The organism is Pseudomonas sp. FW300-N2F2 (assembly GCF_017351655.1).
In the GTDB taxonomy this organism is placed as follows: domain Bacteria; phylum Pseudomonadota; class Gammaproteobacteria; order Pseudomonadales; family Pseudomonadaceae; genus Aquipseudomonas; species Aquipseudomonas fluorescens_AA.
Window position 1 is genome coordinate 181,651 of record NZ_JACNDQ010000004.1, and the last position, 26,374, is coordinate 208,024.

27 protein-coding genes are annotated in these 26,374 nt (G+C 59.0%); 25 read left to right on the forward strand and 2 right to left on the reverse strand.

The genetic code is table 11. The features are described from left to right. Window positions 1–2: 2 nt before the first annotated feature. From rnpA to J4E63_RS27590, 22 genes are all read left to right on the forward strand, one after another. Window positions 3–404, forward strand: a complete 402-nt coding sequence (gene rnpA / locus J4E63_RS27485; protein ID WP_003207107.1) for a ribonuclease P protein component — start codon at window positions 3–5, stop codon at window positions 402–404. Further along, entirely contained in the window at window positions 397–642 is a 246-nt protein-coding gene (yidD, locus tag J4E63_RS27490) for a membrane protein insertion efficiency factor YidD (RefSeq protein WP_080921994.1), read from the forward strand. The genes rnpA and yidD overlap by 8 nt, the downstream gene beginning before the upstream one ends. Before the next feature lie 2 nt (window positions 643–644). Further along, window positions 645–2,327, forward strand: a complete 1,683-nt coding sequence (gene yidC, locus J4E63_RS27495; RefSeq protein WP_060739908.1) for a membrane protein insertase YidC — start codon at window positions 645–647, stop codon at window positions 2,325–2,327. 79 nt (window positions 2,328–2,406) lie between these two features. Next, window positions 2,407–3,777, forward strand: coding sequence for a tRNA uridine-5-carboxymethylaminomethyl(34) synthesis GTPase MnmE (gene mnmE, locus J4E63_RS27500; RefSeq protein WP_207283893.1), 1,371 nt, complete (start codon window positions 2,407–2,409; stop codon window positions 3,775–3,777). 566 nt (window positions 3,778–4,343) lie between these two features. After that, the gene (mnmG, locus tag J4E63_RS27505; RefSeq protein ID WP_207283894.1) at window positions 4,344–6,242 is read left to right on the forward strand and encodes a tRNA uridine-5-carboxymethylaminomethyl(34) synthesis enzyme MnmG; all 1,899 of its coding nucleotides are present in this window, start codon (window positions 4,344–4,346) and stop codon (window positions 6,240–6,242) included. Between the two features lie 5 nt (window positions 6,243–6,247). Continuing rightward, on the forward strand, window positions 6,248–6,883 hold the full coding sequence (gene rsmG, locus J4E63_RS27510) for a 16S rRNA (guanine(527)-N(7))-methyltransferase RsmG (RefSeq protein WP_192261863.1): 636 nt from the start codon (window positions 6,248–6,250) through the stop codon (window positions 6,881–6,883). Between the two features lie 18 nt (window positions 6,884–6,901). Continuing rightward, a complete protein-coding gene (locus J4E63_RS27515) occupies window positions 6,902–7,699 on the forward strand; it encodes a ParA family protein (RefSeq protein ID WP_003207100.1) in 798 nt (265 codons plus the stop codon). A gap of 9 nt (window positions 7,700–7,708) precedes the next feature. After that, window positions 7,709–8,581 (forward strand): ParB/RepB/Spo0J family partition protein, encoded by an 873-nt coding sequence (locus tag J4E63_RS27520; protein ID WP_003187197.1) that lies wholly within the window; start codon window positions 7,709–7,711, stop codon window positions 8,579–8,581. A 148-nt stretch (window positions 8,582–8,729) separates the two neighbouring features. Beyond that, complete coding sequence (locus J4E63_RS27525; protein WP_053126821.1) at window positions 8,730–9,137, forward strand: F0F1 ATP synthase subunit I; 408 nt, start codon at window positions 8,730–8,732, stop codon at window positions 9,135–9,137. Window positions 9,138–9,153: 16 nt separating this feature from the next. After that, a complete protein-coding gene (gene atpB / locus J4E63_RS27530; RefSeq protein ID WP_039593180.1) occupies window positions 9,154–10,023 on the forward strand; it encodes a F0F1 ATP synthase subunit A in 870 nt (289 codons plus the stop codon). Between the two features lie 131 nt (window positions 10,024–10,154). Further along, window positions 10,155–10,412 (forward strand): F0F1 ATP synthase subunit C, encoded by a 258-nt coding sequence (gene atpE, locus J4E63_RS27535; protein ID WP_003097235.1) that lies wholly within the window; start codon window positions 10,155–10,157, stop codon window positions 10,410–10,412. Window positions 10,413–10,470: 58 nt separating this feature from the next. Then, window positions 10,471–10,941: a F0F1 ATP synthase subunit B gene (locus J4E63_RS27540; RefSeq protein ID WP_047230097.1), complete on the forward strand. Its 471-nt coding sequence runs from the start codon at window positions 10,471–10,473 to the stop codon at window positions 10,939–10,941. Window positions 10,942–10,953: 12 nt separating this feature from the next. Next, window positions 10,954–11,490 (forward strand): F0F1 ATP synthase subunit delta, encoded by a 537-nt coding sequence (locus J4E63_RS27545; RefSeq protein ID WP_060739913.1) that lies wholly within the window; start codon window positions 10,954–10,956, stop codon window positions 11,488–11,490. Between the two features lie 21 nt (window positions 11,491–11,511). Beyond that, window positions 11,512–13,056: a F0F1 ATP synthase subunit alpha gene (gene atpA, locus J4E63_RS27550; RefSeq protein ID WP_053126819.1), complete on the forward strand. Its 1,545-nt coding sequence runs from the start codon at window positions 11,512–11,514 to the stop codon at window positions 13,054–13,056. Between the two features lie 50 nt (window positions 13,057–13,106). Beyond that, window positions 13,107–13,967, forward strand: coding sequence for a F0F1 ATP synthase subunit gamma (gene atpG, locus J4E63_RS27555; RefSeq protein WP_060739914.1), 861 nt, complete (start codon window positions 13,107–13,109; stop codon window positions 13,965–13,967). Between the two features lie 27 nt (window positions 13,968–13,994). Next, window positions 13,995–15,371: a F0F1 ATP synthase subunit beta gene (gene atpD / locus J4E63_RS27560; protein WP_003187186.1), complete on the forward strand. Its 1,377-nt coding sequence runs from the start codon at window positions 13,995–13,997 to the stop codon at window positions 15,369–15,371. A 45-nt stretch (window positions 15,372–15,416) separates the two neighbouring features. Beyond that, window positions 15,417–15,842: a F0F1 ATP synthase subunit epsilon gene (locus J4E63_RS27565; RefSeq protein WP_060739915.1), complete on the forward strand. Its 426-nt coding sequence runs from the start codon at window positions 15,417–15,419 to the stop codon at window positions 15,840–15,842. A gap of 115 nt (window positions 15,843–15,957) precedes the next feature. Further along, window positions 15,958–17,325 carry a bifunctional UDP-N-acetylglucosamine diphosphorylase/glucosamine-1-phosphate N-acetyltransferase GlmU gene (gene glmU, locus J4E63_RS27570; RefSeq protein WP_092473813.1) on the forward strand — a complete coding sequence of 456 codons (1,368 nt, stop codon included), beginning with the start codon at window positions 15,958–15,960 and terminating at the stop codon, window positions 17,323–17,325. A gap of 208 nt (window positions 17,326–17,533) precedes the next feature. Then, entirely contained in the window at window positions 17,534–18,310 is a 777-nt protein-coding gene (locus J4E63_RS27575) for a DeoR/GlpR family DNA-binding transcription regulator (RefSeq protein ID WP_060739917.1), read from the forward strand. 1 nt (window position 18,311) lies between these two features. Beyond that, window positions 18,312–20,144, forward strand: a complete 1,833-nt coding sequence (gene glmS, locus J4E63_RS27580) for a glutamine--fructose-6-phosphate transaminase (isomerizing) (protein WP_158454954.1) — start codon at window positions 18,312–18,314, stop codon at window positions 20,142–20,144. Between the two features lie 334 nt (window positions 20,145–20,478). After that, window positions 20,479–20,937, forward strand: coding sequence for a helix-turn-helix domain-containing protein (locus tag J4E63_RS27585; protein ID WP_103307929.1), 459 nt, complete (start codon window positions 20,479–20,481; stop codon window positions 20,935–20,937). Further along, window positions 20,930–22,186 (forward strand): type II toxin-antitoxin system HipA family toxin, encoded by a 1,257-nt coding sequence (locus J4E63_RS27590; protein WP_207283895.1) that lies wholly within the window; start codon window positions 20,930–20,932, stop codon window positions 22,184–22,186. The genes J4E63_RS27585 and J4E63_RS27590 overlap by 8 nt, the downstream gene beginning before the upstream one ends. A 3-nt stretch (window positions 22,187–22,189) precedes the next feature. Here the strand turns inward: J4E63_RS27590 and J4E63_RS27595 are convergent, their stop codons facing one another. Continuing rightward, a complete protein-coding gene (locus J4E63_RS27595; RefSeq protein ID WP_092200224.1) occupies window positions 22,190–22,897 on the reverse strand; it encodes an NUDIX hydrolase in 708 nt (235 codons plus the stop codon). After that, window positions 22,887–23,444, reverse strand: a complete 558-nt coding sequence (locus tag J4E63_RS27600) for an adenylyltransferase/cytidyltransferase family protein (protein ID WP_060739922.1) — start codon at window positions 23,442–23,444, stop codon at window positions 22,887–22,889. Before J4E63_RS27600 ends, J4E63_RS27595 begins: the two co-directional genes overlap by 11 nt. A gap of 182 nt (window positions 23,445–23,626) precedes the next feature. On the opposite strand from J4E63_RS27600, the gene J4E63_RS27605 reads away from it, so the two are divergent. The 3 genes from J4E63_RS27605 to nadE are packed head-to-tail and all read left to right on the forward strand — an operon-like array spanning window position 23,627 to window position 26,348. Next, window positions 23,627–24,274 carry a nicotinamidase gene (locus J4E63_RS27605; protein ID WP_207283896.1) on the forward strand — a complete coding sequence of 216 codons (648 nt, stop codon included), beginning with the start codon at window positions 23,627–23,629 and terminating at the stop codon, window positions 24,272–24,274. 9 nt (window positions 24,275–24,283) lie between these two features. Continuing rightward, the gene (gene pncB, locus J4E63_RS27610; protein WP_060739924.1) at window positions 24,284–25,513 is read left to right on the forward strand and encodes a nicotinate phosphoribosyltransferase; all 1,230 of its coding nucleotides are present in this window, start codon (window positions 24,284–24,286) and stop codon (window positions 25,511–25,513) included. 1 nt (window position 25,514) lies between these two features. Then, a complete protein-coding gene (gene nadE, locus J4E63_RS27615; protein WP_207283897.1) occupies window positions 25,515–26,348 on the forward strand; it encodes an ammonia-dependent NAD(+) synthetase in 834 nt (277 codons plus the stop codon). The last annotated feature ends 26 nt before the right edge of the window (window positions 26,349–26,374 follow it).

Below are 26,374 nucleotides of genomic sequence, written 5' to 3' on the forward strand. Positions count from 1 at the left end.
AGGTGAGTCAGGACTTCAGTCGGGAAAAGCGTCTGCTTACACCCCGGCATTTCAAGGCAGTCTTTGACTCCCCTACCGGCAAGGTTCCGGGGAAAAATCTCCTGCTCCTTGCGCGCAGTAACGATCTCGATCACCCCCGACTAGGGCTGGTTATCGGGAAAAAGAGCGTCAAGCTCTCCGTTCAGCGCAATCGCCTCAAACGTCTGATGCGCGAATCGTTTCGCCTGAACCAGGATTCACTGGTTGGATGGGACATCGTTATCGTCGCGCGCAAAGGTTTGGGTGACGTAGAAAACCCCGAATTGATTCAGCATTTCGGCAAGCTCTGGAAACGTCTGGCACGCAACAAGCCAGTACCAGCGGTCAACACCGAAACTGTAGGGGTAGACAGTCCCGATGCGTAAACTGGCACTCGTTCCGATCCAGTTTTATCGCTATGCCATTAGTCCTTTGATGGCCAATCACTGTCGTTTCTACCCCAGTTGTTCCTGCTACGCGTACGAAGCCATAGAAAATCATGGCCTCTTGCGCGGAGGCTGGCTGACCTTTCGTCGTTTAGGTCGCTGTCATCCGTGGAATCCCGGCGGTTATGACCCGGTTCCGCCTATCCCTACCTCCCGTTCTTCTTCGATGGCCGAGTAATCATGGATATCAAACGCACGATCCTGATCGTCGCCCTGGCAATCGTGTCCTACGTCATGGTCCTTAAATGGAACCAGGACTATGGCCAGGCTGCCCTGCCGACTCAGAATGTTGCAGCCAGCAATACCGCACCGAGCCTGCCGGATGCTCCCGTTGGCAACAACGCTGCCAACAATGACGACATCCCACGCGCGGCAAGCGATACCAGCGCTCCTGCCGAAGCCCCTGTGGCCGCAAGCAAAGATCTCATCCAGGTCAAGACGGACGTGCTCGAGCTGGCAATCGATCCACAAGGTGGTGACGTCGCCCAGCTGAAGCTGCCGCTGTACCCGCGTCGCCAGGATCATCCGGACATCCCGTTCCAGTTGTTCGACAACGGTAACGAGCGCACCTATCTGGCCCAAAGTGGCCTGATTGGTAGCAACGGCCCGGATTCGAACCCGGCCGGTCGCCCGGTCTACTCTGCCGAGAAGAAGACTTATCAACTGGCTGACGGTCAGGACCAATTGGTCGTGGACCTGAAGTTCAGCAAGGACGGCGTCAATTACATCAAGCGTTTCACCCTGAAACGTGGCCTGTATGACGTCACCGTTTCCTACCTGATCGACAACCAGAGCGCCCAGCCTTGGTCTGGCGCGATGTTCGCGCAACTCAAGCGTGACGCCAGCGACGATCCTTCCTCCAGCACCGCCACCGGCACCGCGACTTACCTGGGCGCCGCCCTGTGGACAAGTTCGGAGCCGTACAAGAAAGTGTCCATGAAGGACATGGACAAGGGCCAGCTCAAGGAAACCGTACAAGGTGGCTGGGTTGCCTGGCTGCAGCACTATTTTGTAACGGCCTGGATCCCGCAGAAGGGCGACAGCAACGTTGTCCAGACGCGTAAAGACAGCAAGGGCAACTTCATCATCGGTTACACCGGCCCGACATTGACTGCCGCGCCAGGTGCGAAAGCCGAAACCAGCGCCATTCTGTATGCCGGTCCAAAAAGCCAGGCGGTGCTGAAAGAGTTGTCCCCAGGCCTGGAACTGACCGTGGACTACGGTTTCCTGTGGTTCATTGCCCAGCCGATCTTCTGGCTGCTGCAACATATCCACAGCATCGTCGGTAACTGGGGCTGGTCGATCATTTTCCTGACCATGCTGATCAAGGGGATCTTCTTCCCATTGTCGGCCGCCAGTTACAAATCCATGGCGCGCATGCGTGCAGTGGCGCCGAAACTGGCCGCCCTGAAAGAACAGCATGGCGATGACCGGCAGAAAATGTCCCAGGCCATGATGGAGCTGTACAAGAAAGAGAAGATCAACCCGCTGGGTGGATGCTTGCCGATTCTTGTGCAGATGCCAGTGTTCCTGTCGCTGTACTGGGTGTTGCTGGAAAGCGTGGAGATGCGCCAGGCACCGTTCATGCTGTGGATTACCGACCTGTCGATCAAGGATCCGTTCTTCATCCTGCCGATCATCATGGGCGCGACCATGTTCATCCAGCAGCAACTGAACCCGACGCCTCCGGACCCGATGCAGGCGAAGGTCATGAAAATGATGCCAATCATCTTCACCTTCTTCTTCCTGTGGTTCCCGGCGGGTCTTGTGCTGTACTGGGTTGTGAACAACGTGTTGTCCATCACTCAGCAGTGGTACATCACGCGTAAGATCGAAGCGGCGACCAAAAAAGCCGAGGCGTAACTTGCTCTGTGGATAACCACACAAAACGCCCCCTAGTGGGGCGTTTTGCTATCTGCCACTTTTGTCTGGATACCGGTTTATGAGCGCACCGCGTGAAACCATCGCCGCCGTTGCCACCGCCCAAGGTCGCGGCGGTGTCGGCATCGTCCGTATTTCGGGACCCTTGGCCAGTGCCGCGGCCAAGGCTATCAGCGGTCGTGAACTCAAGCCGCGGTTCGCCCATTACGGCCCGTTTTTCAGTGATGACCAGCAGGTGCTCGACGAAGGGCTGGCCTTGTATTTCCCGGGGCCAAACTCGTTCACCGGCGAAGACGTACTGGAACTGCAGGGACATGGCGGCCCCATCGTACTGGACATGCTGCTCAAGCGCTGCCTGGAATTGGGTTGTCGACTGGCCCGGCCGGGGGAATTCAGCGAACGGGCGTTCCTCAACGACAAGCTCGACCTGGCCCAGGCTGAAGCGATTGCCGATTTGATCGAAGCCAGTTCTGCACAGGCTGCGCGCAACGCGTTACGTTCCTTGCAGGGAGCGTTTTCCCAGCGTGTGCATAACCTCACCGAGCAATTGATCGGCCTGCGGATCTACGTCGAGGCCGCGATCGACTTCCCGGAAGAGGAAATCGACTTCCTCGCCGATGGCCACGTGCTGAGCATGCTCGATAAAGTGCGCGATGAGTTATCCACAGTACTGCGCGAAGCCGGGCAGGGTGCCTTGTTGCGCGATGGGATGACCGTGGTGATCGCTGGCCGACCGAATGCCGGCAAATCCAGCCTATTGAATGCCCTGGCCGGCCGCGAGGCGGCGATCGTCACCGAGATCGCCGGCACCACCCGGGACATCCTTCGTGAACATATCCACATCGACGGCATGCCGCTGCACGTGGTGGATACAGCCGGTTTGCGCGACACCGACGATCATGTGGAAAAGATCGGGGTTGAGCGGGCACTGAAAGCTATTGGCGAGGCCGATCGTGTGTTGCTGGTGGTCGATGCCACCGCACCGGAAGCGGACGATCCGTTTGCGTTGTGGCCGGAGTTCCTCGAGGTCCGCCCGGATCCCGCGAAAGTCACCCTGATTCGCAACAAGGCCGACCTGACTGGGGAATCGATTGCCCTGCAAGTCAGCGATGACGGGCACGTGACCATCAGCCTGAGCGCGAAGTCGGCAGGCGAAGGCCTGGAACTGCTGCGCGAGCACCTCAAAGCCTGCATGGGCTACGAGCAGACCTCGGAAAGCAGCTTCAGCGCCCGCCGGCGGCACCTTGAAGCGTTGTGGCATGCCAGTGCCGCCCTGGAACACGGTCGCGCGCAGTTGACCTTGGCGGGGGCTGGTGAGTTGTTGGCCGAAGACCTGCGCCAGGCGCAACAGTCCCTTGGGGAAATTACCGGCGCCTTCAGCTCCGATGACTTGCTGGGGCGGATCTTTTCCAGCTTTTGCATCGGTAAATAGCCCCTCCTTTGCAACCGGGTTTGTCCTCGACAATCTGACGAGCGCAACGCAAACCCGGTTCCCCCTCTCTTTTTTTGAACCGATTGCCCCTGATGGCGGCTTGCCTGTGGGCGCTGATGCGACCCGTAGCGGCAGTTTTCTGTGGATTAAGCCCTGTGAATAACTGCCATTGAGGTCGGTTGATAAGCGGCCTTCAAAACTGAAGATAACCGCCTCTGTGGATAACCACCTCATTCATCCACAGGCTTACACCGGTTATCCAAGCCCCTCAATGCCACATGACCACAGGGTTTTTAATCTCTGTACACGAGGTAAATAAAGGCCTATAGAACGTTATCCACAGATAGGTGGGGCAGTAAGAATAAACATAAAAACAAAGATTTTATAAATTTCTTTCTTTTTTATTTTTTTAACCGCGAGTTCTCCACAGCTGGTTAAATTTTGTGCAAAGGGTTCTTTAGAAAGGATGAAGTCCCTATACTTGCCGACCTGGCTCGAAAAACGCCCAGGGCCAGACTCAAAACCTATTTCCGAATTACCTGAATAAAGCAGGCACGAGGTGCGTGGTGGATTTCCCTTCCCGTTTTGAAGTGATCGTCATCGGCGGCGGTCATGCCGGTACCGAGGCAGCACTTGCATCAGCGCGCATGGGGGCAAAAACCCTGTTGCTGACGCATAACGTGGAAACCCTCGGCGCCATGAGCTGCAACCCTGCCATTGGTGGCATTGGCAAAAGCCACCTGGTCAAGGAGATCGATGCCCTTGGGGGCGCGATGGCCATGGCCACCGATAAGGGGGGGATCCAGTTTCGCGTATTGAACAGCCGCAAAGGCCCAGCCGTGCGCGCTACTCGCGTCCAGGCCGATCGCATCCTGTACAAGGCCGCTGTCCGCGAAATCCTGGAAAACCAGCCGAACCTGTGGATATTTCAACAAGCGGCCGATGACCTGATCGTCGAGCAGGATCAGGTACGCGGTGTCGTGACGCAGATGGGCCTGCGTTTCTTCGCCGATTCCGTGGTGTTGACCACCGGGACCTTCCTCGGCGGACTTATCCACATTGGTTTGCAGAACTTTTCCGGCGGGCGCGCGGGTGATCCGCCGTCGATCGCTCTGGCTCACCGTTTGCGTGAGCTGCCATTGCGTGTCGGGCGCTTGAAAACCGGTACGCCACCGCGTATCGACGGTCGGTCTGTGGATTTCTCGGTGATGACCGAGCAGCCTGGCGATACACCGATCCCGGTAATGTCGTTCATGGGCAACAAGGAACAGCATCCACGGCAAGTCAGTTGCTGGATCACCCACACCAATGCCCGCACCCATGAAATCATTGCGGCGAACCTCGATCGTTCGCCGATGTATTCCGCTGCCGGTGAAATCGAAGGCATCGGCCCACGTTATTGCCCGTCGATCGAAGACAAGATCCATCGCTTTGCCGACAAGGAAAGCCACCAGGTCTTCATCGAGCCCGAAGGCCTGACGACCCACGAGCTGTACCCGAACGGGATCTCCACCTCCCTGCCGTTCGATGTGCAACTGCAGATCGTGCAATCGATTCGCGGCATGGAAAACGCCCACATCGTTCGCCCCGGCTACGCCATCGAATACGACTATTTCGACCCGCGAGACCTGAAGTACAGCCTGGAAACCAAAGTCATCGGCGGCCTGTTCTTCGCCGGGCAGATCAACGGCACCACCGGTTACGAAGAGGCCGGCGCCCAAGGGTTGTTGGCCGGTGCCAACGCGGCACTGCGGGCCCAGGGCAAAGACAGCTGGTGCCCGCGCCGCGATGAGGCATACATCGGTGTGCTGGTGGACGACCTGATTACCCTGGGTACCCAGGAACCGTATCGGATGTTCACCTCCCGCGCCGAATATCGCCTGATCCTGCGTGAAGACAACGCCGACCTGCGCCTGACCGAGAAAGGTCGCGAGCTGGGTCTGGTGGATGACGTGCGCTGGGCCGCTTTCTGCACGAAACGCGAGCGTATCGAGCTGGAAGAGCAGCGCCTGAAAAGCACTTGGGTTCGTCCCGGTACCGAGCAGGGCGATGCCATCGCGGCGAAATTCGGTACGCCGCTGACCCACGAATACAACCTGCTCAACCTCTTGAGCCGTCCGGAAATCGATTATGTCGGGCTGGTGGAAGTGACCGGCCAGGGCGCGGAAGATCCGCAGGTGGCCGAACAGGTCGAGATCAAGACCAAGTACGCCGGTTACATCGACCGCCAGCAGGATGAAATCGCCCGCCTGCGCGCCAGCGAAGACACCAAGCTGCCTGTGGATATCGATTACACCGGCATTTCCGGGTTGTCGAAAGAAATCCAGAGCAAGCTCGGTGCGACCCGTCCAGAGACCCTGGGCCAGGCCTCGCGCATTCCCGGCGTCACGCCGGCGGCGATTTCCCTGTTGATGATTCATTTGAAAAAACGCGGCGCGGGCCGCCAGTTGGAGCAAAGCGCTTGAGTTCGATGGTCACCTCGCAACACGCTGAAGAGTTATCCACAGGTGCCCGTGAACTCGGCGTCAGCCTGACCGAAGCCCAGCACGCGCAATTGCTGGGTTATCTGGCGCTGTTGATCAAATGGAACAAGGCCTACAACCTGACCGCCGTGCGCGATCCGGATGAAATGGTCTCGCGGCATTTGCTCGACAGCCTCAGCGTGATGTCCTTCATCGAAAACGGTCGTTGGCTGGACGTTGGCAGTGGCGGTGGCATGCCGGGCATTCCGCTGGCGATCCTGTTTCCCGACTCGCAAGTGACCTGCCTGGACAGCAACGGCAAGAAAACCCGCTTCCTGACCCAGGTCAAACTCGAACTCAAACTGGATAACCTGCAAGTTATCCACAGCCGCGTCGAAGCGTTCCAGCCTGCCGAGCCGTTCAACGGGATCATCTCCCGGGCGTTCAGCAGCATGGAGAACTTCAGCAACTGGACTCGCCACCTGGGCGACGCCGATACGCGCTGGCTGGCAATGAAGGGCGTTCATCCGGCCGATGAGCTGGTAGCATTGCCGGCAGACTTCCACCTCGATAGCGAACACGCCTTGGCCGTACCCGGTTGCCAAGGCCAACGCCATCTGCTGATACTGCGCCGCACGGCATGATTGGGAACACAAGCAAGAATGGCTAAGGTATTCGCGATAGCGAACCAGAAAGGTGGTGTGGGCAAGACCACCACCTGCATCAACCTCGCAGCATCCCTGGTCGCGACCAAGCGCCGGGTGCTGTTGATCGATCTCGATCCACAGGGCAACGCCACCATGGGCAGCGGTGTGGATAAACATGGCCTGGAAAACTCCATCTACGACGTCCTGATCGGCGAATGCGATCTGGGCCAGGCCATGCACTTCTCCGAACATGGCGGTTATCAACTGCTGCCGGCCAACCGTGACCTGACGGCGGCCGAAGTGGTGCTGCTGGAAATGCAGATGAAGGAAAGCCGCCTGCGCAGCGCCTTGGCGCCGATCCGGGAAAACTACGATTACATCCTGATCGACTGCCCGCCGTCGCTGTCGATGCTGACCCTCAACGCCTTGGTGGCCGCCGATGGGGTCATTATCCCCATGCAGTGCGAGTACTTCGCCCTGGAAGGGTTGAGCGACCTTGTGGATAACATCAAGCGCATCGCCGAACTGTTGAACCCGGACCTGAAGGTCGAAGGGCTGTTGCGGACCATGTACGACCCGCGCCTGAGCCTGATGAACGATGTCTCGGCCCAGCTCAAGGAACATTTCGGCGAGCAGCTCTACGACACCGTCATCCCCCGTAACATCCGTCTGGCCGAAGCGCCGAGCTACGGCATGCCGGCCCTGGCCTACGACAAACAATCCCGTGGTGCGCTGGCTTACCTGGCCCTGGCGGGCGAGATGGTTCGTCGTCAGCGCCGCAACCCACGCACCGCTGCAGCCCAGCCAACTTAAGGAAACCCCATGGCCGTCAAGAAACGAGGTCTCGGACGTGGACTGGATGCACTGCTCAGCGGTCCGACTGTCAGCTCGCTGGAAGAACAGGCCGTACAGGCCGACCAGCGCGAGCTGCAGCACTTGCCCCTGGACCTGATCCAGCGTGGCAAATACCAGCCGCGTCGGGACATGGACCCGCAGGCGCTGGAAGAATTGGCCCAATCGATCAAGAGCCAGGGCGTGATGCAGCCGATCGTGGTCCGGCCGATCGCCAATGGACGCTTCGAGATCATCGCCGGCGAACGTCGCTGGCGCGCCAGCCAGCAGGCCGGCCAGGAAACCATCCCGGCGATGGTCCGCGATGTGCCGGATGAAACGGCCATCGCCATGGCGCTGATCGAGAACATCCAGCGTGAAGACCTCAACCCGATCGAGGAAGCCGTGGCCCTGCAGCGCTTGCAGCAGGAATTCCAGCTGACCCAGCAACAGGTTGCCGAGGCGGTGGGCAAGTCCCGCGTGACCGTGGCCAACCTGCTGCGCCTGATTGCGTTGCCGGAAGTCATCAAGACCATGCTGTCCCATGGCGACCTGGAAATGGGCCATGCCCGTGCATTGCTCGGTTTGCCGGAAAATCAACAGGTTGAAGGGGCGCGACATGTTGTCGCACGAGGCCTCACCGTGCGCCAAACCGAGGCACTGGTTCGCCAGTGGCTCAGTGGCAAACCGGCACCTGTCGAGGCACCCAAGACCGACCCGGATATCGCCCGCCTCGAACAACGCCTGGCCGAGCGCCTGGGCTCTGCGGTGCAGATTCGCCACGGGAAGAAGGGCAAGGGCCAATTGGTGATCGGTTATAACTCCCTCGATGAGTTGCAAGGTGTCCTTGCACACATTCGCTGAAACAATTGCTCTTGTAGCGCGCAGTCGGAAATCACTACCTGACAGTTGAATAGGGGCAGAACCGCCCCTATACTCTGCGCGCATTTTGTCGGCACAAATTATGCCAAGTTATTGAATTATGGCGGCCGACTATTGGAGAGCAAAAGCGATGGAAACCCGCACGCCAAACCGCTTGCCGTTCCATCGTCTGGCAGTTTTCCCGGTTCTGATGGCTCAATTCACCGTCGTACTGATCGCCACATTGGCGCTCTGGCAATGGAAAGGAGTCGTCGCCGGATACTCAGGCCTTTGCGGAGGCCTGATAGCCTTGCTTCCCAATATTTACTTCGCTCACAGGGCTTTTCGGTTTTCCGGCGCCCGAGCAGCCCAGGCTATCGTCCGGTCTTTTTATGCCGGCGAGGCGGGGAAACTGATTTTGACGGCAGTGCTGTTTGCACTGACGTTCGCAGGTGTGAAGCCATTGGCGCCGCTGGCTGTATTCGGCGTCTTCGTGCTGACCCAACTGGTCAGCTGGTTCGCTCCCCTGCTAATGAGAACAAGACTTTCGAGACCTTAGGGCGTTTGAGGCAACCATGGCAGAGACAACCGCTTCGGGCTATATCCAGCACCACTTGCAGAACCTGACCTTCGGTCAGCTACCCAACGGCGGCTGGGGCTTTGCCCACACCGCAGCAGAAGCCAAGGAAATGGGCTTCTGGGCTTTCCACGTCGATACCCTCGGCTGGTCGGTCGCACTGGGCCTGATTTTCGTTCTTCTTTTCCGCATGGCGGCGAAGAAGGCGACCTCCGGTCAACCAGGTGCACTGCAGAACTTCGTTGAAGTACTGGTCGAATTCGTCGATGGCAGCGTGAAAGACAGCTTCCATGGCCGCAGCCCGGTGATCGCACCGCTGGCACTGACCATCTTCGTCTGGGTGTTCCTGATGAACGCCATCGACCTGGTACCGGTCGACTGGATTCCTCAGCTGGCCATCCTGATCTCCGGCGATGCACACATCCCCTTCCGCGCCGTGTCGACCACCGACCCGAACGCGACCCTGGGCATGGCGTTCTCGGTTTTCGCACTGATCATTTTCTATAGCATCAAGGTCAAGGGCATCGGCGGCTTCATCGGCGAACTGACCCTGCACCCGTTCGGCAGCAAGAACATCCTCGTTCAGGCCCTGCTGATTCCGGTGAACTTCCTGTTGGAATTCGTGACCCTGATCGCCAAGCCGATTTCCCTGGCACTGCGTCTGTTCGGCAACATGTATGCCGGCGAACTGGTGTTCATCCTGATCGCTGTGATGTTCGGCAGCGGCCTGCTGTGGCTCAGCGGCCTGGGTGTAGTTCTGCAGTGGGCGTGGGCTGTGTTCCACATCCTGATCATCACCCTGCAGGCGTTCATCTTCATGATGCTGACCATCGTCTACCTGTCGATGGCGCACGAAGAAAACCATTAAGGCCAGTCTCGACTAGTCTGATGTCCTTCCCGGTCAAACGGGAAGGAGCCCGAACCGGGCTGAGAAACGATTTGTTTTACCGCTTTAATCTAAAAAACCTAAACCATACGACGTAAAAGTCGGGAGGAAAGATGGAAACTGTAGTTGGTCTAACCGCTATCGCTGTTGCACTGTTGATCGGCCTGGGCGCACTGGGTACCGCAATTGGTTTCGGCCTGTTGGGCGGCAAGTTCCTGGAAGGCGCAGCGCGTCAGCCAGAAATGGTTCCAATGCTGCAAGTCAAAATGTTCATCGTGGCCGGTCTGCTCGACGCCGTGACCATGATCGGTGTTGGTATCGCGCTGTTCTTCACCTTTGCGAACCCGTTCGTTGGTCAAATCGCTGGCTAATTACTCGGATGTCTCGAGTAGATTGGTGTGATGGACAACGTAACTGCGAGGTGTTGGCGTGAACATTAATGCGACCCTGATTGGCCAGTCCGTTGCGTTCCTGATTTTTGTACTGTTCTGCATGAAGTTCGTATGGCCTCCGGTCATTGCGGCATTGCACGAACGTCAAAAGAAGATCGCTGATGGTCTGGACGCTGCCAGCCGTGCAGCTCGCGACCTGGAGTTGGCCCATGAGAAAGTGGGTCAGCAACTGCGCGAAGCGAAAGCTCAGGCAGCTGAAATCATCGAGCAAGCCAAGAAACGCGGTACCCAGATTGTCGACGAAGCCCGTGAACAGGCTCGCGTCGAAGCTGACCGTGTGAAGGCTCAGGCTCAAGCCGAGATCGAACAGGAACTCAACAGTGTCAAAGACGCGCTGCGTGCCCAAGTGGGTGCTCTGGCCGTTGGCGGTGCTTCGAAGATCCTGGGTGCCACAATCGATCAAAACGCGCACGCAGAGCTGGTAAACAAACTGGCTGCTGAAATCTAAGCGAGGGCGATCATGGCAGAACTGACCACGTTGGCCCGACCTTACGCTAAGGCGGCCTTCGAGCACGCTCAGGCCCACCAGCAACTGGCCAATTGGTCAGCCATGCTCGGCCTGGCAGCAGCGGTGTCGCAAGACGGCACCATGCAGCGCGTGCTCAAGGCCCCGCGACTGACGAGCGCAGAAAAGGCCGCCACGTTCATTGACGTGTGCGGCGACAAGTTCGATGCCAAGGCACAGAATTTCATCCATGTCGTTGCCGAAAACGACCGTCTCCCGCTTCTGCCGGAGATCGCCGCTCTTTTCGACCTGTACAAGGCCGAGCAAGAGAAATCGGTAGACGTGGAAGTCACCAGTGCTTTCGCATTGAACCAAGAACAGCAAGACAAACTCGCCAAGGTTCTCAGTGCACGACTCAACCGGGAAGTGCGCCTGCAAGTCGAGGAAGACAAGTCCCTGATTGGGGGCGTTGTCATCCGCGCCGGCGACCTGGTTATCGATGGCTCGATTCGCGGCAAAATCGCGAAACTTGCCGAAGCATTGAAATCTTGAGTTTGAAGGGGCAGCAGAGCAATGCAGCAACTCAATCCTTCCGAAATAAGTGAAATTATCAAGGGCCGCATCGACAAGCTCGATGTGACCTCCCAAGCCCGTAACGAAGGCACTGTCGTCAGCGTATCTGACGGCATCGTGCGGATTCACGGTCTGGCCGACGTCATGTACGGCGAGATGATCGAGTTTCCGGGCGGCGTCTACGGTATGGCCCTCAACCTGGAGCAAGACTCTGTAGGTGCCGTGGTACTGGGCGCATACACGACGCTGGCTGAAGGCATGAGCGCCAAGTGCACCGGCCGCATCCTCGAAGTTCCGGTAGGTAAGGAACTGCTGGGTCGCGTTGTCGACGCACTGGGTAACCCTGTTGACGGCAAAGGTCCGCTGAACAACACCGAGACCGACGCGGTCGAGAAAGTTGCTCCAGGCGTGATCTGGCGTAAGTCGGTAGACCAGCCTGTACAGACTGGCTACAAGGCTGTCGATGCCATGATCCCTGTCGGCCGTGGCCAGCGTGAGCTGATCATCGGCGACCGTCAGATCGGTAAGACCGCTCTGGCGATCGACGCGATCATCAACCAGAAAAACAGCGGCATCTTCTGCGTCTACGTGGCAATCGGTCAGAAGCAATCGACCATCGCCAACGTGGTTCGCAAGCTGGAAGAAAACGGTGCACTGGCTAACACCATCATCGTTGCCGCCAGTGCTTCCGAATCGGCCGCACTGCAGTTCCTGGCACCGTACTCCGGTTGCACCATGGGCGAATACTTCCGCGACCGCGGTGAAGACGCGCTGATCGTTTATGACGATCTGTCCAAGCAAGCAGTGGCCTACCGCCAGATTTCCCTGCTGCTGCGCCGTCCACCAGGCCGTGAAGCCTACCCAGGCGACGTGTTCTATCTCCACTCCCGTCTGCTGGAGCGCGCATCCCGCGTTTCGGAAGAGTACGTAGAGAAGTTCACCAACGGCGCAGTGACTGGCAAGACCGGTTCCCTGACCGCGCTGCCGATCATCGAAACCCAGGCTGGCGACGTTTCCGCGTTCGTTCCGACCAACGTGATTTCCATCACCGACGGTCAGATCTTCCTGGAATCGGCCATGTTCAACTCGGGCATCCGTCCTGCTGTGAACGCCGGTGTTTCGGTATCCCGTGTGGGTGGTGCCGCTCAGACCAAGATCATCAAGAAGCTGTCCGGTGGTATCCGTACCGCCCTGGCCCAGTACCGTGAACTGGCGGCATTCGCCCAGTTCGCTTCTGACCTGGACGAAGCGACCCGTAAGCAACTTGAGCATGGTCAGCGCGTTACCGAGCTGATGAAGCAGAAGCAATACGCACCAATGTCGATCGCTGACATGGCGCTGTCGCTGTATGCCGCTGAGCGTGGGTTCCTGACTGACATTGAAATCGCCAAGATCGGCAGCTTCGAACAAGCGCTGATCGCTTTCTTCAACCGCGATCACGCCGATTTGATGGCCAAGATCAACGTTAAAGGTGACTTCAATGACGAAATCGACGCTGGCCTCAAGGCCGGTATCGAGAAGTTCAAGGCCACCCAAACCTGGTAAGCCGCAGCGGGAACCGCAAGGCTCCCGCTTGCTAACCTGATAGGTGTTACATGGCAGGCGCAAAAGAGATTCGCAGTAAGATTGCGAGCATCAAAAGCACGCAAAAGATTACCAGCGCCATGGAAAAAGTGGCGGTCAGCAAAATGCGCAAGGCACAAATGCGCATGGCTGCTAGCCGTCCTTATGCGGAGCGCATCCGCCAGGTGATTGGTCATCTGGCCAACGCCAACCCGGAATACCGTCACCCGTTCATGATCGAACGCGCCGTCAAGCGCGTCGGTTACGTTGTGGTGAGCAGTGACCGTGGTCTGTGCGGTGGCTTGAACACCAACCTGTTCAAGGCCCTGGTCAAGGACATGGCGGCAAACCGCGAACAAGGCGTCGAGATCGATCTGTGCGTGGTCGGTAGCAAGGGTGCGGCTTTCTTCCGCAACTTCGGCGGCAACGTCGTCGCTGCTATCAGCCACCTGGGTGAAGAACCGTCGATCAATGACCTGATCGGCAGCGTCAAGGTGATGCTGGATGCTTACCTGGAAGGCCGGATCGACCGCCTGTCCGTGGTATCCAACAAGTTCATCAACACCATGACGCAACAGCCGACCGTGGAGCAGTTGATTCCACTGGTGGCGACCCCGGAACAGGAACTCAAGCACCACTGGGACTATCTCTACGAACCGGATGCCAAGGAGCTGCTCGACGGCTTGATGGTCCGCTACGTGGAGTCGCAGGTCTACCAGGCGGTGGTCGAGAACAACGCAGCTGAACAAGCGGCGCGGATGATCGCGATGAAGAACGCTACCGACAACGCCGGTGATTTGATCAGCGATTTGCAGCTGATCTACAACAAGGCGCGTCAGGCTGCGATCACCCAAGAGATCTCGGAAATCGTCGGCGGCGCTGCCGCGGTTTAACGGTTCAAATATTCAGAGGATCCAGCTATGAGTAGCGGACGTATCGTTCAAATCATCGGCGCCGTTATCGACGTGGAATTTCCACGCGACAGCGTACCGAGCATCTACGACGCCTTGAAGGTTCAAGGCGCCGAAACCACCCTGGAAGTTCAGCAGCAGCTGGGCGACGGCGTGGTTCGTACCATTGCGATGGGCTCCACCGAGGGCTTGAAGCGCGGTCTGGACGTCAACAACACTGGCGCAGCCATCTCCGTACCGGTCGGTAAAGCGACCCTGGGCCGGATCATGGACGTACTGGGCAACCCGATCGATGAAGCTGGCCCGATCGACACCGAAGAACGCTGGGGCATTCACCGTCCTGCGCCAACCTTCGCTGAACAGGCTGGTGGCAACGAACTGCTGGAAACCGGCATCAAGGTTATCGACCTGGTTTGCCCGTTCGCCAAGGGCGGTAAAGTCGGTCTGTTCGGTGGTGCCGGTGTAGGCAAGACCGTAAACATGATGGAACTGATCCGTAACATCGCCATCGAGCACAGCGGTTATTCCGTGTTCGCCGGTGTGGGTGAGCGTACTCGTGAGGGTAACGACTTCTACCACGAGATGAAGGATTCCAACGTTCTGGACAAAGTGGCACTGGTCTACGGCCAGATGAACGAGCCGCCGGGAAACCGTCTGCGCGTAGCCCTGACCGGCCTGACCATGGCCGAGAAGTTCCGTGACGAAGGTAACGACGTTCTGCTGTTCGTCGACAACATCTACCGTTACACCCTGGCCGGTACCGAAGTATCCGCACTGCTGGGCCGTATGCCTTCGGCAGTAGGTTACCAGCCGACCCTGGCTGAAGAGATGGGCGTGCTGCAAGAGCGCATCACTTCCACCAAGCAAGGCTCGATCACCTCGATCCAAGCGGTATACGTACCAGCGGACGACTTGACCGACCCGTCGCCAGCGACCACCTTCGCCCACTTGGACGCCACCGTCGTTCTGTCCCGTGACATCGCTTCCCTGGGTATCTACCCAGCGGTAGACCCACTGGACTCGACTTCGCGCCAACTGGACCCGAACGTGATCGGCCAGGAGCACTACGACACCGCTCGCGGCGTTCAGTACGTGCTGCAGCGTTACAAGGAACTGAAGGACATCATCGCGATCCTGGGTATGGACGAGCTGTCGGAAGCCGACAAGCAGTTGGTAAACCGTGCTCGTAAGATCCAGCGCTTCTTGTCGCAGCCGTTCTTCGTGGCTGAAGTCTTCACTGGTGCCTCGGGTAAATACGTTTCCCTGAAAGACACCATTGCTGGCTTCAAAGGCATCCTCAACGGTGACTACGACCACCTGCCAGAACAAGCGTTCTACATGGTCGGCGGCATCGAAGAAGCGATCGAGAAAGCCAAGAAACTGTAATCCCGGCGCCCGGCAACGGGCGCTAATTTAGGTTGAGGCAATCAGATGGCTATGACAGTCCATTGCGATATCGTCAGTGCGGAAGGGGAAATCTTCTCCGGTCTGGTCGAGTTTGTGGTTGCGCACGGTGAGCTGGGTGATCTTGGTATCGCCCTGGGTCACGCACCGCTGATCACCAGCTTGAAGCCAGGTCCGATTACTCTGACCAAGCAGGGCGGGGAACGGGAGGTGTTCTACATCTCCGGTGGTTTCCTCGAGGTTCAGCCGAACATGGTCAAGGTCCTTGCCGACACCGTGCAACGTGCTGCCGACCTGGACGAAGCTTCCGCTCAGGAGGCCGTCAAGGCCGCCGAGAAGGCCCTGCACGAGCGCGGCGCGGAGTTCGACTACGGTTCTGCTGCCGCACGTCTGGCCGAGGCCGCAGCCCAGCTGCGTACCGTCCAGCAGATCCGCAAGAAGTTCGGCGGCTAAGCCGTCTGCTTTCTGTGCGATTGATTAAAAAGGGTAGCCTCGGCTACCCTTTTTTCTTTTCCCCACATTCATTACCTGGTCGCAGCCGCTGACCACCCAGGATTGGTAGCCAGTCATGTCTCTTGAAATCGTTATCCTCGCGGCCGGCCAAGGCACCCGCATGCGTTCGGCGTTGCCCAAGGTCTTGCACCCGGTCGCCGGCAATTCCATGCTCGGTCATGTTATCCACAGCGCGCGGCAACTTGATCCACAGCGCATTCACGTGGTCATCGGCCATGGTGCCGATGCGGTACGCGAACGCCTGGCGGCGGATGACCTGAATTTCGTCCTGCAGGACAAACAACTGGGCACCGGCCATGCCGTGGCCCAGGCCGTGCCGTTCATCACGGCCAATACAGTGTTGATTCTCTACGGCGATGTGCCGCTGATCGAAGTCGAGACCTTGCAGCGTCTGCTCAAGCACGTCGCCCCGCAGCAGTTGGGCCTGCTGACCGTCGAGCTGGATGACCCCACCGGTTACGGCCGCATTGTGCGCAACGCCGATGGCCAGGTGACGGCGATTGTCGAGCAAAAGGACGCCAACGAAGCCCAGCGCGCGATCACCGAGGGCAACACCGGAATTCTTGCCGTGCCGGCCGAGCGCCTGGGCGACTGGATGAGTCGTCTGTCGAACAACAACGCCCAGGGTGAGTACTACCTGACCGATGTGATTGCCATGGCTGTTGCCGATGGGCTGGTGGTCGCCACCGAGCAGCCGCTGGACGCCATGGAAGTGCAGGGCGCCAACGATCGCCGGCAACTGGCGGAGCTGGAGCGCCACTATCAATTGCGCGCCGCCCGCCGCCTGATGGCCCAAGGCGTGACCCTGCGCGATCCGTCCCGTTTCGACGTGCGTGGTGAAGTCAGCGTGGGTCGCGACGTGGTCATCGATATCAACGTCATCCTCGAAGGCAAGGTGGTCATCGAAGACGACGTGGTCATCGGCCCGAACTGCGTGATCAAGGACAGCACCCTGCGCAAAGGTGTGGTGATCAAGGCCAACAGCCATCTCGATGGCGCGGTCATGGGCGAAGGCAGCGATGCCGGCCCGTTTGCGCGGTTGCGTCCAGGCTCCGTGCTGGAAGCCCGTGCCCATGTGGGTAACTTCGTCGAACTCAAGAACGCTCATTTGGGCGAAGACGCCAAGGCCGGCCACCTGACCTATCTGGGGGACGCTGAAGTCGGCGCCCGCACCAACATTGGCGCCGGCACCATCACCTGCAACTACGATGGCGCCAACAAGTGGAAAACCGTAATGGGTGACGATGTTTTCATCGGCTCCAACAACTCCTTGGTGGCGCCTGTGGATATCTCCAGCGGTGCGACCACGGCAGCCGGTTCGACCCTGACCCAGAATGTGGATAACGGCCAATTGGCGGTGGCGCGCGCGCGCCAACGCAACATCGACGGCTGGAAGCGGCCGGAAAAAATCAAGAAGCCCTAAAGTTATCCACAACCCCTGTGGGAGCGAGCTTGCTCGCGATAGCGGTGTATCAGGTAAAGCTGTTATTGCCTGGCCTGGCCCCTTCGCGAGCAAGCTCGCTCCCACAGTGATGAGAGGATTTCTGAATTTTTCTCCGGGCGCCTTGACGATATCGTTGCAATAGGTTTTGATTGCTTACGTTATCTTTCGAATCGAAACTTAAGTCGCCATGTCGAAACGCAATACGCCACAGCGCCGTCACAACATCCTTGCTTTGCTCCAAGAGCAGGGCGAGGTCAGTGTGGATGAGCTGGCCAAGCGCTTCGAAACCTCGGAGGTTACGATTCGCAAGGACCTCGCCGCCCTGGAAACCAATGGCCTACTGCTGCGTCGCTACGGTGGCGCGGTGCCGATGCCGCAGGAGTTGGTGGCCGATAACGGGCAAACCGTCTCCAAGTACAAACTCGCCATTGCCCGGGCCGCCGTGAAGCGGATCCGCGAACACGCGCGGATCATCATCGACAGTGGCAGCACCACCGCCGCCATGATCCCTCAACTCGGCCAACAGCCGGGCCTGGTGGTGATGACCAATTCCCTGCACGTCGCCAATGCCTTGAGCGAACTGGAGCACGAGCCGGTGCTGTTGATGACCGGCGGCACCTGGGACCCTCACTCCGAGTCGTTCCAGGGCCAGGTGGCCGAGCAGGTTCTGCGTTCCTACGACTTCGACCAGTTGTTCATCGGCGCCGACGGCATCGATCTGGTTCGAGGTACCACCACCTTCAACGAACTGCTGGGCTTGAGCCGTGTGATGGCTGAGGTTGCCCGGGAAGTGATCGTGATGGTGGAGGCCGACAAGATCGGCCGCAAGATCCCCAACCTGGAGCTGCCGTGGAGCAGCGTCCATACCCTCATTACCGATGATCGCCTGCCCGTAGAGGCCCGCGATCAGATTCAGGCCCGCGGCATCACCGTGATCTGCGCGCCTGTCAGCCAGGAGAAATAGCATGTGTGGAATTGTCGGCGCCGTTGCTGAACGCAACATCACAGCAATCTTGCTCGAAGGTCTCAAGCGCCTGGAATACCGCGGCTACGACAGCGCCGGTGTGGCGGTGTTCACCAACGACGAGAAGCTCGAGCGCATGCGTCGTCCGGGCAAGGTCAGCGAGCTGGAGCAGGCGCTGGACGCCGAACCGCTGCTCGGTCGCCTGGGCATTGCCCACACCCGCTGGGCCACCCATGGCGCGCCGTGCGAGCGTAACGCTCACCCGCATTTCTCCGGCGATCTGGCGGTGGTGCACAACGGCATCATCGAAAACCACGAAGCCCTGCGTGAACAGCTCAAGGCGCTCGGTTATGTGTTCACTTCGGACACCGACACTGAAGTCATCGCCCATCTGCTCAACCACAAGCTCAAGGACCTGGCGGACCTGACCGTGGCCCTCAAGGCCACCGTCAAGGAGCTGCACGGCGCCTATGGCCTGGCGGTCATCAGCGCGAAACAACCTGATCGCCTGGTCGCAGCCCGCAGCGGCAGCCCATTGGTGATCGGCCTGGGCCTGGGGGAAAACTTCCTGGCTTCCGATCAGTTGGCGCTGCGTCAGGTCACCGACCGCTTCATGTACCTGGAAGAAGGCGATATCGCCGAGATTCGCCGCGACAGCGTGCAAATCTGGGACATCGACGGCAAAGCCGTGGAGCGCGAGACCGTTCAATACCGCGACGGTGCCGAAGCGGCCGACAAGGGCGAGTTCCGCCACTTCATGCTCAAGGAAATCCACGAACAACCGGCCGTGGTGCAGCGCACCCTGGAAGGCCGCATGAGCCAGAGCCAGGTGTTGGTCCAGGCGTTCGGCCCACAGGCGGCCGAACTGTTCGCCAAAGTGCGTAACGTGCAGATCGTCGCCTGCGGCACCAGCTATCACGCCGGGATGGTCGCCCGTTACTGGCTCGAAGAACTGGCCGGTATTCCGTGCCAGGTCGAAGTGGCCAGTGAGTTCCGTTACCGCAAGGTGGTGGTGCAGCCGGACACCTTGTTCGTCACCATTTCCCAGTCCGGGGAAACCGCCGACACCCTGGCGGCCCTGCGCAACGCCAAGGAACTGGGTTTCCTCGCCAGCCTGGCGATCTGCAACGTCGGCATCAGCTCGCTGGTGCGCGAGTCCGACCTGACCCTGCTGACCCAGGCCGGCCGTGAGATCGGTGTGGCGTCGACCAAGGCATTCACCACGCAACTGGTGGGTCTGCTGTTACTGACCCTGTCCCTGGGCCAGGTCCGCGGTACGCTGGGCGAGGGCGTCGAGGCCAAACTGGTGGAAGAACTGCGCCGCCTGCCGGCCCGCCTGGGCGAAGCCCTGGCCATGGACAGCACGGTGGAAAAAATCGCCGAACTGTTCGCCGAGAAGAACCACACCCTGTTCCTCGGGCGTGGCGCGCAATTCCCGGTGGCGATGGAAGGGGCCTTGAAGCTTAAGGAAATCTCCTATATCCACGCCGAGGCCTACCCGGCCGGTGAACTCAAGCACGGCCCGCTGGCGCTTGTGGATAACGACATGCCGGTGGTCACCGTGGCGCCGAACAACGAGCTGCTGGAAAAGCTCAAGTCCAACCTGCAGGAAGTGCGCGCCCGTGGCGGCCAGTTGATTGTCTTTGCAGACGAGCAAGCCGGCATGACCAACGGTGAGGGCACCCACGTGGTGCACATGCCGCACATCCACGACATCCTGTCGCCGATCCTCTACACCATCCCGCTGCAACTTCTGTCGTACTACGTCGCGGTGCTCAAGGGGACTGATGTGGACCAGCCGCGGAATCTGGCGAAGTCTGTGACGGTGGAGTGAGTCGTCTACCGAGAGCCAGGCTTCGGTGATCCTAGGTAATGAATCTGGTCGGGTTTAGCACTGCTAAACCCGCTCATTCGTTCAGCCGCATCGGTCCCTACAAATGGATGACACCTTGAGGGTCTATCCCGACCCTTCACCGAACAGCTGAAGAGAAAACCGACCTGACATCTGCGCTGATCTTTGAGAAACCAAAATTTGGCTTGGAAGGTATTTTTCGATTTTCTTTATGAATATGAAGAAATACTTTCATTTTTTCTCGTTATGGGCAGATTCCGACCATCCACGTGCTAGTATTTTTTCAAATCCTCGAAGAAATTGAAAAAATACTGCCATGCCGAAAAAAACAGCACCCCTCATGCCATCCGCTGAGCGGCTCCTGCGCCAGCTTGGCGAACGGATCGAGCTGGCTCGTAAGCGCCGTAAGATCACTGCGGCGCAAATGGCTGCGCGGGCGGGCATGAGCGCTCCCACGTTGAGGGCGCTGGAAAGTGGCAGTCCTGCTGTGACCATCGGAGCCTACGTTTCGGTATTGGTAGCCTTGGGGTTGGAGAAGGACCTTGAATTGCTCGCACGCACGGATGAATTAGGCCGTGATCTGCAAGATGCCGAATTGAAAGGGCGTTCTGCAGTCGAGCACATCAAGCCAAAAGTACGGCTGCCCCAGTTTCATTGGGACAACCTGATCAGCGTCTCGGCAAAAGAAAACAGTTCTACCTCACCAGCCGCTGACAGCCGAAGCCAGACAAGCTCGGAACTGGCTAAGAAGCTTTTAGGGGACGACGATGCCTGAAAGGATTTTCGTCTACGCAGACTGGAATGAAACAGCACCCGTACTGCTTGGAACCCTTCATTCCCGCAGATTGGCAGGATCCGAGCGTATGGAGTTCGAGTACGCGCGGGCTGTTCTTCAAACCCTTCACACTCAGATTGCGATCGACCCTCGGATTCAGCCTTACGAAGGGCGGCAATATCCAACGGGAAATTGCTTTGGGTGCGTATCGGACTCCTCGCCTGATCGATGGGGGCGACTGTTGATGGATCGTCGCTTGGAGCGGGACAAAAGAGCAGGAGTCGTACCGCAGGACGCGCGGCTGTTTGACTCGGACTATCTCATCGGGGTTCACGACGCCTACCGGGTAGGGGGACTGCGTTTCAAAGTCGAGGAAGAAGGAGCGTTCCTTGACGACCATGTGGAGCATGCCGCTCCCCCGATGGCCCGCATGCGTGAGCTTGAAGAGGCTTCGCGTCGATTTGAAGCTGGAGAGGATCGGGGGGCTCAGGGGCAGGACTGGATTCGAATGCTCATTGCTCCAGGTGGCTCTCTGGGTGGAGCAAGGCCCAAGGCAAGCGTAGTAGATGACGATCACGCACTCTGGATAGGAAAGTTTCCCAGTAATAGAGACACCCACGACGTGGGCGGCTGGGAGATGGTCGTCAATACATTGGCCCAAGGCTGTGGGCTCTATGTGGCTGAAGGAAAAGCGCAACGGTACGCGAGTGAGTACCACTGTTTCATGGTTAAGCGCTTTGACAGAACAGCAACGGGTGGTCGACTTCACTTTGCTTCAGCGATGACCCTGACGGACCATCAGGATGGTGATGGGCATGAGACAGGGGCCAGTTACCTGGAGATTGCAGAGGTATTGGTCAGGGAGGGGGCCGCTGCCGACGTGGATCTTCCCGAGCTTTGGCGAAGAATTGTCTTCAACATGCTGGTTTCGAATACTGATGATCATCTACGAAACCACGGCTTCCTATTGGAGCCAGGGCGCGGTTGGCGTCTTTCGCCTGCGTATGACATGAACCCTGTCCCTGGTGACACTGGCTTGAGGCTCAACGTTTCAGAGGCCGATAACGCCATAGACCTTGATCTGGCAATGAGCGTGGCCGGTTATTTCCGCGTCTCCGCTGACGATGCCAGACAAACCATCGAGAGGTTCCAGGGCGTCGTCAGAAAATGGCCCAGGGTCGCACGCTATCTGGGCATCTCAAGCAATGAGCAGGAGCGGATGGCGCCAGCATTTGCGCTGGCCCCCTAAGCGCTATTCCAGAAAGCAACGATCAAAAAGATAAACGCTTCCCGGCTTGAGGTTTTCCACCGTGCGTTGCGGGCGGCCGCCGTCGCCGCTTTTCTTGCGGCCGGTTTCCTGCAAATAACCCGCCTCGGTCATCTTCAGCAAACGCTGGCGCATGCTGGTCTTGAGCACCGGGCGGTCGAGCACCACGGAGAAAATGCTCACCGCTTCCGGCGCGCTGAACTCCGGGCCCAGGAACATCAGCGGCAGGCTGCTGTAGAGGGCTTTGGACAACAACCGTTCCTGGACGGCGGCCACCAGGCTGTTGTGGTCGAAAGGGAGTTTGATCGAGGCGTCGGCGACATCCTTGAGGGGGAAAAAACCCTGGTGTTCGGCGAGCTGGACCGCCTCGCTGACAATCGCCAGGTAGAACGTTGACGATGACCAGCAGCGTGGGTCGCGGAACGCGTCGCCGACGGTGCCCACCTGTTCGATCCAGGCCAGCGGCATGCCCACTTTGCTCGAGCTACGCAGGCGCTCCACGGCGTCGTTCAGCGTGAGATCTTCGACGCCACCATTGACCACGATCCCGGGCAGCGCCCAATGGCCGGCGAACGGCTCGGCTTCCCGTCGGTTCAGGAGGATTTCCAGCGCCTGGGTCTCCCGGCAGAAGCGCAGCACACAGAGGTCGATGGTGTGCAGGTAACCGCGGGCGGGGGCTGTGCTAGTGGGCATGTCGATTTCCGTGGGTAGCGTAAAGGTCATAGTTTAACGGGTTCATGCCGGGTGCCATCCAGTCGCTGGGAAGCGGCTCGCCCAAGGCCAGTCGTTCGCGAACCACGGTGCTGCGCACGTGGATCTTTTCCTCCACGCGAAGGATGGAAAAACGCTCCAGCAATTCCTGTCCGCGATAGAAGGTCGGCAGCAGGTCCGCGACATCCTGGCCCACCACCAACGCGATCCGCTTGCCGTCCAGGGCCAGGCTGTCGGCGAGGTGGGCGAGGAGGGTGTAGCTGTAGATCGCGCCTTCAACGCCGCGGGCCACGACCTGTTCCACCCGGCTTGCACGCACTTCGGCGCGGCACAGCGGCTGAACGTTCTCGACGATCGATTCCAGCCAGTTCAGGCGCACCTCATAGTCAACCATTTGCTTGCCGTAGGGATGCCGCAAGCTTGGGACCACCAGCACGCGTCTGGCCTGACATGAGGCCTCGATCATCACCTGGGCATGACCGGCGTGAGGGGGATTGAAGGCGCCGCCATAAAGGGCTATCTCGAACATGGCTCATCCTCTGTTAGTACATGACATGTACTCTATCAGCAAAATCTTTTTTGTGAAAACCCGCTTTCTGTTTCACCAATTGGTTTGGATAGAAAGGGCACGTCAAAAATATTTTCTACGGATGGCTTGTTATGAAAGTACACCTTATATACTCTCGTGACCATGAAGAGGAGAAACCCAGCATGAACAGCCTGACCCGGAAAACCGCTTCCTTCGATGTCGATGCGCAAAAGAGCTTCACGCCGCTATGCCCCGATGAGCTTCCGGTGCCGGGCGGTGACCAGATTGCCGGTGAGCTGAATTTCATCGCGTCCCTGGCCAGCCTCCGTATCGGCAGCAAGGACGCCCATTCGCCCCTGGCCCCGTGGGTGGTCGCCGATCACGCACAGATGTTCGTGCCGACCGGGCTCGAGCACGCCGACATCACCTGGGTCAGCCACTGCGTCCCTGGTACCGAAGGTTTCGCCCTGCTGGATCAACTGCCGGCCCCGTACGACTACGACTATTTCGTCTGGAAGGGGGTCGAGCCGGATTTGCACCCGTACGGCGCCTGCTACCACGACCTGCACGGCAAGCTGTCCACCGGGGTGATCGAGTACCTGAGGGGCTTGGGAGTGGAGCAGGTCATTGTCGGCGGGCTGGCGCTGGATTTCTGCGTCAAGACCACCGCCCTGCAACTGGCTGCCGCCGGCTTCAAGGTGATCATTCACCTCCCGGCCTGCCGGGCCATCAGTGAGGAGGGGGCGATTCAAGCCATCCAAGACATGCAGCAAGCGGGGATCTCGGTTGCCGCGACCCGCGAAGAAACCATCCGCCTGGCAAACGCATAAGGAAAAGACATGGACAGTGCATTCGACTCAAGCAGTGGCACCATCCAGAGCCTTCTGGATACCGACTACTACACCTTCACCATGATGCAGGCGGTCTTGCACCAGCACCCGAATGTCGAGGTGGAATACCAGTTCATCGTGCGTTCCAAGGAGCGGCTCGGTCACCTGATCCCGGACATTCGTGTCGAACTGGAGAAGCTCGCCGGGTTGCAGTTGCGCGAAGGAGAGCAGCGGTTCCTGTTCAACAAGCGTTTCCGTGAGTACCTGACCCCGGACTTCGAACAGTTTCTTGGCCTGTTTCGCTTCAACTTGCGTTACATCCACGTTGCGGAAGTCGATGGCCAACTGCACATCCGCGTCCGTGGCCCGATGCTGCACTGCATCATGTTCGAGCAACCGGTATTGGCGATGGTCAGCGAACTGCGCAACCGCGAGAAATACCCCGAGGTCGAGTTGGCCGACGTCACCCGCAAGCTGTACCAGAAGTTCGAATGGCTGGAGAAAAATGCCAGCCGTGAAGAACTCGCCGAGTTTCGCGTTTCAGACTTCTCCACCCGGCGGCGGCTGTCGTTCAGGGCCCAGCGTGAAGTGGTGAATGTGATGCGCAGCGATTTTCCTGGGGTCTTTGTCGGCACCAGTAACGCTCACTTGGCCTACGAGTTCGATCTGCCCCTGATTGGCACCATGGCTCACCAGTGGCTGATGGTGCACCAGCAACTCGGGCGCTTGCGCGAGAGCCAGAACGCGGCGTTGGAAAACTGGGTGCGCGAATATCGCGGCCGCCTCGGTATCGCCCTGACGGACTGCATCAGCACCGACTTTTTCCTCAAGGATTTCGACCTGTACTTTGCCAAGCTCTATGACGGCCTGCGCCAGGATTCCGGTGATCCGATCGTCTGGGCCGACAAGGTGCTGGGGCGCTATCAGGAACTGGGCATCGATCCGCGTACCAAGGACCTGATGTTCTCCGATGGCCTCAATTTCGAAAAGTGCCTGCCGATCCTGCGCCATGTCCGCGGCAAAGCCAAATTCGGCTTTGGCATGGGCACCAGCCTGGCTTGCGATGTCGACGGTGTGGAACCGCTGAGCATCGTCATGAAACTGGTGCGGGTCCACGGCGAACCGGTGGTGAAGTTCTCCGACGACCCGATCAAGAACGTCTGCGAGGATGTCTCGTTTCTGCGGTACGCCGCCCAAGTGTTCAACGTCGCCTTGATCAATCCACAGTTGGGAGCTTGATATGACTTCGTTTCAGCAAGAGAGCATTGCCCGGGAGCTGGGCATCGACCGCCAACTCACGCAGGGCGGCGAAGCAACCGAGATTGCCCGCCGCGTCGAGTTCATAAAGCAGATCTTGCGCGAGTCGGGTTGCCAGTCCCTGGTCCTGGGGATCAGTGGCGGCGTCGACTCCCTCACCGCCGGCCGCCTCTGCCAGTTGGCGGTGGAGCAACTGCGGGGTGAAGACTACGCGGCGCGGTTTATCGCAGTCCGGCTGCCGTACAAGGCCCAGGCCGATGAGCAGGACGCCCAGGCTTCCCTGGACTTCATCCGGCCGGACGTGATCACCACCAGCAACATCGCCGCGTGCGTCGACGGACTGATGGGCAGTATCGCCATCGATGGCTTGCAGCCTTCGGCCGAACTCAGCGACTTTGCCAAAGGCAACGCCAAGGCCCGGGCACGGATGCTGGCGCAATACGCCATCGCCAACTTAAGCAACGGGTTGGTGGTGGGTACCGATCATGGGGCTGAGGCGGTGATGGGATTTTTCACCAAGTTCGGCGACGGCGCGTGCGACCTGGCACCGTTGTCCGGGCTGACGAAGACCCAGGTGAGGTTGTTGGCCGACGCGATGGGCGCCCCCGCACACCTGGTGCGCAAGGCGCCGACCGCGGACCTGGAAGACCTGGCGCCCGGCAAGTTGGATGAAGTGGCGTACGGCTGCAGCTACGAGGAAATCGACGCGTACCTGATGGGCCAAGAGGTGTCGCCCCAGGCGCGACAGATCATTGAGCGCGCCTACCTAAAGACCGCCCACAAACGCGCATTGCCACGCGTCCCCGCATCGTTGTAATAGGGTTCTAATGGGACCTTTGGTTT